Genomic DNA, 11,884 nt, shown 5'->3' with positions numbered 1-11,884 from the left:
AGTGGAAGTCACCCACCGATGCAAAACACCAAGCTCATGCTGGCCAGTCTCTCCTTCGCAGGTCTGGTCGCACTCGCCGGCTGTTCATTTCCCGGGGTTTACAAGGTCGACATTCAACAGGGCAATGTCGTCACGCAGGACATGATAGACCAGTTGCGCCCCGGAATGACCCGCCAGCAGGTGCGGTTTATCATGGGCAATCCGCTGATCACCGATACTTTCCACGCCAACCGCTGGGACTACCTGTACAGCATCCAGCCCGGCGGCAGCCCGCGCCAGCAAGAACGCGTGAGCCTGGTATTCAATGCGAACGATCAGCTGGCAGGCCTGGCTGGCGACTTTATGCCCGGCGTAAGCCGCGACGAGCAGATCCTTGGGCGTGAGGCGCAGGGCACCAGTACCACGCCTGCCGCAGTACCGCGCCAGCCCGAAGAGCGCCCGGCACCTGGCTCGCTCCTGGAGCAGATCCAGCGCGAAGTGGATGAAGCCGAGCCGGTACCAGTACCGACGCCTGAACCACTGGATACTGAATAAAAAAAGCCCGGCTAGTCCGGGCTTTTTTATGTTTCAACATGCGTAGCTCAGGCCTCTTCGGCCTTATTCTTTGCCGCACGCGCGGCGCGCAGTTTGCGTACTTCCTTTGGATCGGCAATAAGCGGTCGATAGATCTCCACGCGCTCGCCCTCCTCCAGCACACGCTCTTCGGGCTTAGGCACAGCTTTGCCAAATATGCCAAGTGGTGCCGTGGCCAGATCGAGGCCGGGGAAATGCGCCTCCATTCCCGAGCGTAAAGCCGCCTCACGCACAGTGGTGCCAGCAGGCACTGTCATTTGCAGCAGCTTCTGCTTGTCAGCCAGTGCATAAACTACCTCAACAGCAATCGACGGCTTATCCATAAAGCTGTTTCGCCCGTTCGCAAAACGCATCCACCAGTGTATTGGCTGCCTGATTGAACAAAGGTCCCAACGTCGCCTTGACCAATGGCCCGGCGTAATCGAACTTCAGGTCGAGACTGATCTTGCAGGCCTTCTCGCCCAGCGCTTTGAATTCCCATATGCCGTGCAAATGGCTGAAAGGCCCTTCCTCCAGCGTCATCTCGATGCGCTTGCCGAGCTGCAGGGCATTGCGCGTCATGAAACGCTGACTCAACCCAGCCTTCGCTACCGTCATGCTGGCGTGCATCTCAGTCTCACTGCTGGAAAGCACCTCGGTGGCCGAGCACCAAGGCAGGAACTGAGGATAGCTAGCTACGTCGTTGACCATGTCGAACAGCGCCTGCGCCGGGTATGGCAGCAGAGCAGAACGTTGAATGTGCGTCGTCATGCAGACCTTCTACGTCTTCGTTTCATTGCGCGCCACGTGAACAGCCCGGCGCAGCCAGCCTGCAACCGCATCACTCGTCATGGTGAAGAGCTAGCGCGATGGCAAAACGGGCACATTGTCGGGGATTAGCGGCTGCCCCTCAAGTTTCTGCGTTTGCCGCCCCTGCGAGCTGTCGCCAGCCGCAAGGAGACTCCCTATAATGCCGCCCCTATGGCCAAACAGAAGAAACAGTCCCCCGGGACCATCGCGCTGAACAAGAAAGCGCTACACGATTACTTCATCGAGCAGAAATTCGAGGCTGGCCTCGTGCTGTCCGGCTGGGAAGTGAAAAGCCTGCGTGCTGGCAAGGCGCAACTGGTCGACAGCTACGTCCTGCTCAAGGACGGAGAAGCCTGGCTGATGGGCTGTCACATTACGCCGTTGACCGCCGCCAGCACCCATGTCATTGCCGACCCGACCCGCACCCGCAAGCTGCTGCTGAACAAGCGCGAGCTGGGCAAGCTGTTCGGTGCAGTACAGCAGAAGGGTTACGCCTGCGTCGCGCTGGCGCTGTACTGGAAGAAGCACATGATCAAGTGCGAAATTGCGCTTGGCAAAGGCAAGAAAGAATTCGACAAGCGCCACACCGAGAAGGAACGTGATTCCGATCGGGAGATTCAGCGCGCAATGCGCACCAAGGGCAAAGACGACTAAGAATCGTGGGGCGGCGCCAGCCGCCCCGATCGACACTCTTCTAGCTCCGCCCTGGCATGCGCCAACTGCCAGGCCGCGCCTTATTCCACCCTCTACACTACCCCAATCCTCTCACCCTGCCTACGCTGTGCACGCGCCAGCCGTTGAGCCTCCTGCTGCCCTTCGGCAAGCACTTCCTGCACGTAATTGATATGGCGATGAATGACCTCACGGGCGTCTGCCGCTCGCCGGGCCATGATCGCCTCGTACAGCTCGCGATGCTGGCTCATCAGCATGTCGCGCGTCTCGTCACGCAGGGCATACATGCCACCGATATTGGTCACCACGTTGCGCTTGAGCAGATCGAATAGCCCGCGAATCGTGTGCAGCAGTACGGCGTTGTGGCTGGCCTCGGCAATGGCCAGATGGAACTGGGCATCGGCTGCGCCCTCTTCGGCTCGGGTGACCTTGCCTTCCCGGGCATAGCAATCCTGCAATGCAACGAAGGCTTCGGTGAGACGCTTGTGGTCCACCTCGGTTGCACGCAGCGCGGCGTAATAAGCACAGCTGCCTTCGAGCGTATGACGAAACTCCAGTAAGTCGCGCTGCGCATCGCTATTGTTTTCCAGCAAGTGCAACAACGGATCGCTGAACGTGGAGCCCAGCGACTCGGCAACAAAGGTGCCGCCGCCATGCCGACTGATCAGCAATCCCTTGGCCGCTAGCTTCTGGATAGCCTCGCGCAGGGACGGCCGAGAGACACCGAAGCGCTCGGCCAAAGCACGCTCTGCCGGAAGCCGCTCACCAGCCTTGAGCGTTCCTTCGAGAATCATGGTTTCCAGCTGCGCAACGATATCGTCCGCAAGCCGCCGTTGCCGCACCATTCCCACGTCCATAATCACCCTCGAATGGTCTGACCAATCTGAAAATGCTAGCCATGACCGCGCATCTGCACAAGGCCACCGGCTGCGACCAAAGTCTATAGCTAGCTAATTGACGCCCCTATACGCAGCTCTTACGCTGGCGATTCCCTTCTGTTAATTGGTCTTACCAATTAACAGTGCGGTCTAAAAATAAGAGGACTCAGCATGAGATCTGCGCACAACAACAACTCCACGGTCCGCTCAGGGCCCCATCTGAACCGAACCGCAGGGGAAGCCTGACATGTCCAACGGACTGCTCGCACTTTTCGCCTTCACACCCATTCTGCTCGCGGCAATCATGCTGATCGGCCTGCGCTGGCCCGCCAGCCGCGCCATGCCGCTGGTCTTCCTGTTCACCGCAGCCATCGGGCTGTTCGTCTGGGACATGAGCGTCAACCGCATCATCGCCTCGACACTGCAAGGCCTGGTGATCACGCTGGGTCTGTTGTGGATCATCTTCGGCGCGATCCTGCTGCTGAACACCCTCAAGCATTCCGGCGGCATTACCGCCATCCGCGCTGGCTTCACCACCATCAGCCCTGACCGTCGTATCCAGGCCATCATCATCGCCTGGCTGTTCGGCTGTTTCATCGAGGGCGCCTCCGGCTTCGGCACCCCGGCCGCTATCGCCGCACCGCTACTGGTTGCGGTCGGCTTCCCGGCGATGGCCGCAGTCCTGCTTGGCATGCTGGTACAAAGCACGCCGGTATCCTTCGGTGCGGTCGGTACGCCGATCGTTGTCGGCATCAATAGCGGCCTGGATACCGCCACCATCGGTGCACAACTGGCGGCACAGGGTTCGAGCTGGAACGCCTACCTGCAGCAGATCACCAGCAGCGTGGCGATCACCCACGCCATCGTCGGCACCGTGATGCCGCTGATCATGGTGCTGATGCTGACGCGCTTCTTCGGCAAGGAGAAGAGCTGGAAAGCCGGCTTTGAAGTGCTGCCGTTCGCGATCTTCGCCGGCCTGGCGTTCACCCTGCCCTACGCCGCCACTGGCATCTTCCTCGGCCCGGAATTCCCGTCGCTGCTCGGCGGCCTGGTGGGTCTGGCGATCGTCACCACCGCTGCTCACTACAAGTTCCTGACGCCGAAGACCACCTGGGACTTCGCCGACGCCAAGGAATGGCCGGCCGAGTGGCTGGGCACCATCGAAATGAAATTGGACGAGATGGCCGCCCGCCCGATGAGCGCCTTCCGTGCCTGGCTGCCCTACGTGCTGGTCGGTGTGATCCTGGTGATCAGCCGCGTGTTCCCGCAGGTCACTGCTGCGCTGAAATCGGTATCCATCGCCTTTGCCAACATCCTTGGCGAGACCGGCATCAATGCGGGCATCGAGCCGCTGTACCTGCCGGGCGGCATCCTCGTCATGGTGGTGCTGATCACCTTCTTCCTGCATGGCATGCGCGTTTCCGAGCTCAAGGCTGCCGTGAAGGAATCCAGCGGCGTACTGCTCAGCGCCGGCTTTGTGCTGCTGTTCACCGTGCCGATGGTTCGCATCCTGATCAACTCCGGCGTCAACGGCGCCGAGCTGGCCAGCATGCCGATCGTGATGGCGCGCTACGTGGCCGATAGCGTCGGCAGCATCTACCCGCTGCTGGCGCCAGCTGTCGGTGCGCTGGGTGCGTTCCTCGCCGGCTCCAACACTGTCAGCAACATGATGTTCAGCCAGTTCCAGTTTGGCGTTGCGCAGTCGCTCGGAATTTCCGGCGCGATGGTAGTTGCCACCCAGGCTGTTGGCGCTGCGGCAGGCAACATGGTTGCGATCCACAACGTGGTTGCTGCTTCCGCCACCGTCGGCCTGCTCGGTCGTGAAGGCTCCACGCTGCGCAAGACCATATGGCCTACGCTGTACTACGTGCTGTTCACGGGGGTGATCAGCCTGATCGCCATCTACGTGCTAGGCGTTACCGACCCACTGGTTGGCGTGTAAGAAACAGGAATCGTGCCCCCGCTTGGGGGCACGGTTGCATTCCAGAAACCGCACCTGACAGGCAATTGAAAGACGTAGGCGAGGCGGGCACGACGAGGCAAAAACAGCCGAAAAAGCGAGTTTAGTTTTCTAAATGAGCATTCTGAGGCTGCTTTTAACGACGTATGCCAACGCAGATAGTTTTTCAAAAGCCTGTTTGCGGATAACCGGGCTAACCCGGAGACCAAGCCGATGAGCGAACTCTTCTACGATGCTGCGCCGAACGCTACCCGCGTGGCGCCGCCGCTGCCAAAGCCGCGCGAATACCCCGCCAAGCCGAGCCAGGTTTATCTATTCGGTACCTGCGTGGTCGACCTGTTCTATCCCGAGGCCGGCCTGGATGCCATCCGCCTGCTCGAACGCGAAGGCCTGACCGTGCACTTCCCGCAGGGCCAGACCTGTTGCGGCCAGCCGGCCTACACGACCGGCTACACCGACGAGGCACGCAAGGTCGCACGGGCGCAGCTGGATCTGTTCGCCAACGACTGGCCGGTGGTCGTCCCGTCCGGTTCCTGCGCCGGCATGCTGCGCCACCATTATCTCGACCTGTTCAAGGATGAGCCGCAGACCCTCAAGAAGGCGCAAGCGCTGGCCGAGCGCACCTTCGAGCTGGCCGAGTTCCTGCTCAACGTCTGCAAGGTCGAATTGAAGGACGCCGGCACGCCGACCAAGGTTGCCCTGCATACCTCCTGCTCGGCCCGCCGCGAAATGAACACCCACCTGCACGGCCGCGCCCTGCTTGCGCAGCTGGGCCAGGTCGAGCGCGTCGAGCACGACCACGAAAGCGAATGCTGCGGCTTCGGCGGCACCTTCAGCGTACGCATGCCGGACATCTCCGGCGCCATGGTGCTGGACAAGACCCGCGCACTGAAGGAATCCGGCGCGCATCAGGTAGTCAGCGCCGACTGTGGCTGCCTGATGAACATCAACGGTTCGCTGGAGAAACAGCGGGAAGCCCTGCGCGGTCAGCATCTGGCGACCTTCCTCTGGCAACGCACCGGAGGTGCCCGATGAACGCCGAACAACGTATTCCCGCGATACAGATCGAGAACGCCGGTGACCCGGATTTCCGCGCCCGTGCCCGCAAATCCCTGAAGGACGACCAGCTGCGACGCAACTTCCGCACCGCCATGGATTCGCTGATGAGCAAGCGCGCCGTGGCCTTCAGCGATGCCGACGAACGCGAGCGGCTGCGCGAGATGGGCAACCGTATCCGCGCCCGCGCACTGTCCAAGCTGCCCGAACTGCTCGAGCGGCTGGAAACCAACCTGACCCGCAACGGTGTGAAAGTGCACTGGGCGGAGACGGTTGAAGAGGCGAACAACATCGTCCTCGAGATCGCCCGCGCCCACGAGGCGAAGCAGGTGATCAAGGGCAAATCGATGGTCAGCGAAGAGATGGAGATGAACCATTTCCTCGAAGGCCATGGCATCGAATGCCTGGAATCGGACATGGGCGAGTACATCGTCCAGCTCGACCACGAAAAGCCTTCCCATATCATCATGCCGGCAATCCACAAGAACGCCGGCCAGGTCGCGTCCCTGTTCCACGAGAAACTCGGCGTGGAGTACACCAAGGACGTCGACCAACTCATTCAGATCGGCCGCCGCACCCTGCGCCAGAAGTTCTTCGAGGCCGATATCGGCGTCTCCGGCGTGAACTTCGCGGTGGCTGAAACCGGCACCCTGCTGCTCGTGGAAAACGAGGGCAACGGGCGCATGTCCACCGGCGTGCCGCCAGTACATATCGCCGTCACCGGGATCGAAAAGGTCGTGGAGAACCTGCGCGACGTGGTCCCGCTGCTCTCGCTGCTGACCCGCTCGGCGCTCGGCCAGCCGATCACCACCTACGTCAACATGATCTCCAGCCCGCGCAAGGCCGACGAGCTCGACGGCCCGCAGGAAGTGCATTTGATCCTGCTGGACAACGGCCGCAGCCAGGCCTTCGCCGACAGCGAGCTGCGCCAGACGCTCAACTGCATCCGCTGCGGCGCCTGCATGAACCATTGCCCGGTGTACACCCGTGTCGGCGGCCACACCTACGGCGAGGTTTACCCCGGTCCGATCGGCAAGATCATCACCCCGCACATGGTTGGCCTGGACAAGGTGCCGGACCACCCCAGCGCCTCGTCGCTGTGCGGCGCCTGCGGTGAGGTCTGCCCGGTGAAGATCCCGATTCCATCCATCCTGCGGCGCCTGCGCGAGGAGAACGTCAAGGCCCCGGACGATCCGCACAAGGTCATGCGCGGCCAGGGCAGCAAATACTCGAAGCAGGAACGACTGATGTGGGCCGGCTGGCGCCTGCTCAACACCAGCCCGACGCTGTACCGCGTATTCGGCTTCTTCGCCACACGCCTGCGCGGCCTGACGCCATCGAACATCGGCCCCTGGACGCAGAACCACAGCGCACCGAAACCTGCTGCCCGCTCGCTACACGAGCTGGCCCGCGAGCACCTGGAGGGCAAGCGATGAGCGCCAAGGCCAATATCCTCGCCAAGCTGAAAAAGAGCCTGGAAGGCACCACGCCTATCGTCGATGACTACGACGTATCGCTGGTCACCCAACCCTGGAGCTACGCGCCCGAGCAGCGTATCGCCCGGCTGCGCCAGCTGATGGAAGCGGTGCACACCGAGATCCACCTGACCACGGACGCCGGTTGGCCCACCCTGCTCGAGCAGCTGCTGCACGACCGCCAGCTGCCGAGCCTGCTGATCGCCCCAACTACGCCATACGGCCAGCGCTTCACCGCGCATTGCGCCGGCCGTGAAGGCCTGCCGGCGCTGAAGGCCTACGACCGCCCGGTCGAGGACTGGAAGGACGAGCTGTTCAACGACACCCCGGCGAGCCTCACCGGCACCCTCGGCGCCATCGCCTCCACCGGCAGCCTGATCATGTGGCCGACCCGCGAGGAGCCGCGCCTGATGAGCCTGGTGCCGCCGGTACACTTCGCCATCCTCAAGGCCAGCGAAATCCACGACAACTTCTACGAAATCCAGCAGAAGTTCCAGTGGGCCGCCGGCATGCCGACCAATGCGCTGCTGGTCTCCGGCCCGTCGAAAACCGCCGACATCGAACAGGTGCTGGCCTACGGCGCCCACGGCCCGAAGGATCTGATCCTGCTGATCCTGGAGGACGCATGAACGCGGCCGCGCAACTCGAACGCGCGCCTTTGCCAGCCGCATTCCTCCGCGAAGTCGAACACCTGATCCCGGTCGAGCGTCGCTTCGACGATCCACTCTCCACCCTAGCCTTCGGCACTGATGCAAGCTTCTACCGACTGATTCCAAAACTGGTGGTGCGCGTCGAATCCGAAGCCGAGGTGATTGCGCTGCTCCAGCTGGCCCATGCGGAAAGCGTCCCGGTGACCTTCCGTGCCGCCGGCACCAGCCTTTCCGGCCAGGCGATCAGCGACTCGCTGCTGATCGTGCTTGGCGACAACTGGAACGGCCGCGAGATTCGCAACGGCGGCGCGCAGATCCGCCTGCAGCCCGGCGTCATCGGCGCCAATGCCAACGCCGTGCTCGCGCCATTTCAGCGCAAGATTGGCCCTGATCCGGCCTCGATCAACGCCGCCAAGATCGGCGGCATCGTCGCCAACAACTCCAGCGGCATGTGCTGCGGCACGGCGCAGAACACCTACAAAACCCTCGCCGGCCTGCGCGTCGTGCTGGCCGATGGCACCGTGGTCGACAGCGAGGATGCCTCCAGCGTTGCCGCCTTCCGCCAGAGCCATGCGGCGCTACTCGAACAGCTGGCCGAGCTGGGCCGCGAAACCCGCGCCAACACCGAACTGGCCGCGAAGATCCGCCACAAGTACCGACTGAAGAACACCACCGGTTTCTCGCTCAATGCGCTGGTCGACTACGACGAGCCGCTGGATATCCTCAACCACCTGATGGTCGGCTCCGAAGGCACGCTGGGCTTTATCAGCGCGGTGACCTACGACACCGTGCCGGATCACCCGCACAAAGCCAGCGCGCTGGTGGTGTTCCCTGACGTGGAAACCTGCTGCCTGGCCGTACCGGTGCTCAAGCAGCAGCCGGTGTCGGCCGTGGAGCTGCTGGACCGCCGCAGTCTGCGCTCGGTCGAGCACAAGGCCGGCATGCCCGAGTGGGTGAAGGAACTGTCGCCGACCGCCTGCGCGCTCTTGATCGAATCACGCGCCGCCAGTCAGTCGCTGCTGCACGAGCAGATCAACCTGATCATGACCTCCATCGCGCACTTCCCGGTGGAGAAACAGGTCGACTTCAGCGAAGACCCGGTGGTCTACAACCAGCTGTGGAAGATCCGCAAGGACACCTTCCCAGCGGTCGGCGCCGTGCGCCAGACCGGCACCACGGTGATCATCGAGGACGTGACCTTCCCCGTCGAGCGCCTAGCAGAGGGCGTCAACCGGCTGATCGAATTGCTCGACAAGCACCGCTACGACGAAGCGATCCTCTTCGGCCACGCGCTGGAGGGCAATCTGCACTTCGTCTTCACCCAGGGCTTCGATGATCCGGCGCAGGTCGCCCGTTACGAAGCCTTCATGGGCGAAGTGGCACAGCTGGTTGCCGTCGAATTCGGCGGTGCGCTCAAGGCCGAACACGGCACCGGGCGCAACATGGCGCCCTTCGTCGAGCTGGAATGGGGCAGCGAAGCCTACGCGCTGATGTGGAAGATCAAGCGCCTGCTCGACCCCACCGGCATTCTCAATCCGGACGTGGTGCTCTCCGAAGACCCGGACATCCACCTGAAGAACCTCAAGCCGATGCCCGCCGCCGACGAGATCGTCGACAAGTGCATCGAGTGCGGCTTTTGCGAGCCGGTCTGCCCATCCAACGGGCTGACCCTGACGCCGCGCCAGCGTATCGTCATCTGGCGCGATATCCAGGCGCGCAAGCGCGCCGGTGTCGATACCACGGAAATCGAACGCCTCTACCACTACCACGGCGTCGAGACCTGCGCCGCCACCGGCCTCTGTGCCCAGCGCTGCCCGGTCGGCATCAACACCGGCGACTTGGTGCGCAAGCTGCGCGGACGTGAAGCGAGCAAAACCGGAACCGCCAACTGGCTGGCCGACCATTTCAGCACCGCCGTACAGGGCACCCGCTTCATGCTGCATGCCGCCAACGGCGCGCACATCATCCTCGGCACCAAGCGCCTGGCCAAGCTGTCCGCGAGCATGAGCAACGTCAGCAAGGGCCGCGTCCCGCAATGGACACCGGCCATGCCGCAGCCCCTGCAGCGCCTGCACCTGCCCCAGCCCGCCGCTCAGGATGAGCGTCCGCGCGTTGTCTATCTGGCCGCCTGCGTTTCCCGTGCCATGGGCCCGGCGGCGCGTGATCAGGAACAGGAGCCGCTGCTCGACAAGACCCGCGGCCTGCTGGAAAAGGCCGGCTACCAGGTGATCTTCCCCGAACAGTTGAACGACCTGTGCTGCGGCCAGCCGTTCGCCTCCAAGGGCTATGCCGAACAGGGCGAACGCAAGCGCCAGGAGATGCTCGATGCGCTGCTCAAGGCCAGTCGCGGCGGGCTCGACCCGATCTACTGCGACACCAGCCCCTGCACGCTGCGCCTGGTCCAGGGCCTGACCGATCAGCGCCTCGACATGTACGACCCGGTACGCTTCATCCGCACGCATCTGCTCGACAAGCTGGACTTCGTCCCGCAGGAAAAGGCGATCGCCGTGCACGTCACCTGCAGCACCCAGCACCTTGGGGAAGCACAGGCACTGATCGACATCGCTCGACGCTGCGCCAAGGAGGTTGTGGTGCCCGAAGGCATTCATTGCTGCGGTTTCGCCGGAGACAAAGGCTTCACCACCCCGGAGCTCAACGGCCACGCCCTGCGCAGCCTGAAAGATGCGGTGCAGATCTGCGATGAAGGCATCTCCACCAGCCGCACCTGCGAGATCGGCCTGTCCCGTCATGGCCAGATCGACTACCACGGACTGGTCTATCTGGTAGACCGCGTCACGCGCAGCAAAACAGCGGCCCAGCCGCTCTAACCCGCGCACCACGGCCCCGCTCAAGAGAGCGGGGCCGCTTCGTTTGTGTCGCTTCGATGAACGCTCACGCGCAATCGCAGTCGGATTTTTAGAGCCCGTGACGGGTTCTATTCGACTCGGCGCCGCCGCTTCAGCTGTTATCAGGCAGGCCCGGGAAGTCCACAAGACTGGAGGCCCCACAATGAAAGTTCATGCACTGCTTGCATCCGCGGTACTGCTCGCTAGCCCGGCTGTCTTCGCACAAGACCTGTGCCAGATCAACCTGCAGGAAATCGACGACAACATGGCCACCAACACCGCCACTCTGGGTGAGCCGGCCAAGAGCAAAGTCGACGAGTACGTCAAACAAGCCCGCGAGGCTCAGCAGTCCGGTGACACTGAGGCCTGCATCGCGCACTCCACCAAAGCCCTGCAAGAGCTTAAAGGCCCAGGCAGCTCGGGCAGCAGCGGCACTGCAGGCTCCGGCTCCGGTAACTGAGCCAAGGCGGCGGGGTCGCACCAGCGATCCTGCCGCGGCCAGCTGTACGTTTTATAACCAGCATGGCTACAAACTGATCGACAGCGCGTAAAGATCGCCGTACACTCGCGTCCAGCACCACAAGCGTCACCAGGGGCCGATTAGGATTCGACGCCGGTAACAAAACTTGAGGGGCATGCCGAGTTGGTAACAGAACTCGTAAATAAACTGTTGCAAACTTATAGTTGCCAACGACGACAACTACGAAGGGTACGCGCTAGCCGCCTAACCTTCATCTGGTAGCTTCGGCTCCAGCGGTCACTAGGGGATGCCTGTAAACCCGAAATGACTGTCAGACAGAACAGGATCGCCGCCAAGTTCGCTGTAGACGTAACGGCTAAAACTCATACAGCTCGCTCCAAGCACCCTGCCAATCGGGCGGCGCGGAGTTAACTCAGTAGATCTGGCTAAGCATGTAGAACCGATAGCGGAGAGCTGGCGGACGGGGGTTCAAATCCCCCCGGCTCCACCAAACAAGCCCCAAAA

Annotated in this window: 11 protein-coding genes and 1 other RNA gene; 9 read left to right on the top strand and 3 right to left on the bottom strand. The window is 62.4% G+C overall.

The window, feature by feature from the left end:
- Nucleotides 1-18 precede the first annotated feature (18 nt).
- A complete protein-coding gene (locus tag AAEZ08_RS18970; RefSeq protein ID WP_058065526.1) occupies nucleotides 19-534 on the top strand; it encodes an outer membrane protein assembly factor BamE in 516 nt (171 codons plus the stop codon).
- A gap of 47 nt (nucleotides 535-581) precedes the next feature.
- On the opposite strand, the gene AAEZ08_RS18965 is transcribed toward AAEZ08_RS18970, so the two are convergent.
- Together AAEZ08_RS18965 and AAEZ08_RS18960 are read right to left on the bottom strand one after the other, a co-directional pair.
- Nucleotides 582-896, bottom strand: coding sequence for an RnfH family protein (locus AAEZ08_RS18965; RefSeq protein WP_058065527.1), 315 nt, complete (start codon nucleotides 894-896; stop codon nucleotides 582-584).
- A complete protein-coding gene (locus tag AAEZ08_RS18960; RefSeq protein WP_003280861.1) occupies nucleotides 889-1,323 on the bottom strand; it encodes a type II toxin-antitoxin system RatA family toxin in 435 nt (144 codons plus the stop codon). Before AAEZ08_RS18960 ends, AAEZ08_RS18965 begins: the two co-directional genes overlap by 8 nt.
- 210 nt (nucleotides 1,324-1,533) lie before the next feature.
- Here AAEZ08_RS18960 and smpB point away from each other — a divergent pair, with 210 nt between their 5' ends.
- Complete coding sequence (gene smpB, locus AAEZ08_RS18955; protein ID WP_003280860.1) at nucleotides 1,534-2,016, top strand: SsrA-binding protein SmpB; 483 nt, start codon at nucleotides 1,534-1,536, stop codon at nucleotides 2,014-2,016.
- Between the two features lie 92 nt (nucleotides 2,017-2,108).
- On the opposite strand, the gene AAEZ08_RS18950 is transcribed toward smpB, so the two are convergent.
- Complete coding sequence (locus AAEZ08_RS18950; protein WP_500124926.1) at nucleotides 2,109-2,891, bottom strand: GntR family transcriptional regulator; 783 nt, start codon at nucleotides 2,889-2,891, stop codon at nucleotides 2,109-2,111.
- Nucleotides 2,892-3,159: 268 nt separating this feature from the next.
- Between AAEZ08_RS18950 and AAEZ08_RS18945 the strand changes: the two genes are divergently transcribed.
- The 7 genes from AAEZ08_RS18945 (at nucleotide 3,160) to ssrA (ending at nucleotide 11,870) form a co-directional block, all read left to right on the top strand.
- Nucleotides 3,160-4,854: an L-lactate permease gene (locus tag AAEZ08_RS18945; protein WP_500124925.1), complete on the top strand. Its 1,695-nt coding sequence runs from the start codon at nucleotides 3,160-3,162 to the stop codon at nucleotides 4,852-4,854.
- 231 nt (nucleotides 4,855-5,085) lie between these two features.
- Nucleotides 5,086-5,907 (top strand): (Fe-S)-binding protein, encoded by an 822-nt coding sequence (locus AAEZ08_RS18940; RefSeq protein ID WP_003280855.1) that lies wholly within the window; start codon nucleotides 5,086-5,088, stop codon nucleotides 5,905-5,907.
- On the top strand, nucleotides 5,904-7,364 hold the full coding sequence (locus AAEZ08_RS18935; protein ID WP_102821476.1) for a LutB/LldF family L-lactate oxidation iron-sulfur protein: 1,461 nt from the start codon (nucleotides 5,904-5,906) through the stop codon (nucleotides 7,362-7,364). Before AAEZ08_RS18940 ends, AAEZ08_RS18935 begins: the two co-directional genes overlap by 4 nt.
- Nucleotides 7,361-8,032, top strand: a complete 672-nt coding sequence (locus tag AAEZ08_RS18930; protein ID WP_058065529.1) for a LutC/YkgG family protein — start codon at nucleotides 7,361-7,363, stop codon at nucleotides 8,030-8,032. The genes AAEZ08_RS18935 and AAEZ08_RS18930 overlap by 4 nt, the downstream gene beginning before the upstream one ends.
- On the top strand, nucleotides 8,029-10,881 hold the full coding sequence (locus AAEZ08_RS18925) for an FAD-binding and (Fe-S)-binding domain-containing protein (protein ID WP_500124924.1): 2,853 nt from the start codon (nucleotides 8,029-8,031) through the stop codon (nucleotides 10,879-10,881). The genes AAEZ08_RS18930 and AAEZ08_RS18925 overlap by 4 nt, the downstream gene beginning before the upstream one ends.
- A gap of 181 nt (nucleotides 10,882-11,062) precedes the next feature.
- Complete coding sequence (locus AAEZ08_RS18920; protein ID WP_003280841.1) at nucleotides 11,063-11,359, top strand: PA2433 domain-containing protein; 297 nt, start codon at nucleotides 11,063-11,065, stop codon at nucleotides 11,357-11,359.
- 132 nt (nucleotides 11,360-11,491) lie between these two features.
- Nucleotides 11,492-11,870, top strand: a transfer-messenger RNA (tmRNA) gene (gene ssrA, locus AAEZ08_RS18915).
- Nucleotides 11,871-11,884 lie beyond the last annotated feature (14 nt).

Origin of the sequence: Pseudomonas sp. E45-MNA-CIBAN-0222 (assembly GCF_040310405.1) — a bacterium.
GTDB classification, from domain to species: domain Bacteria; phylum Pseudomonadota; class Gammaproteobacteria; order Pseudomonadales; family Pseudomonadaceae; genus Stutzerimonas; species Stutzerimonas stutzeri_AC.
Note: the sequence above shows the minus strand (reverse complement) of the source record. Positions and strands in the feature narration are given on the sequence as shown.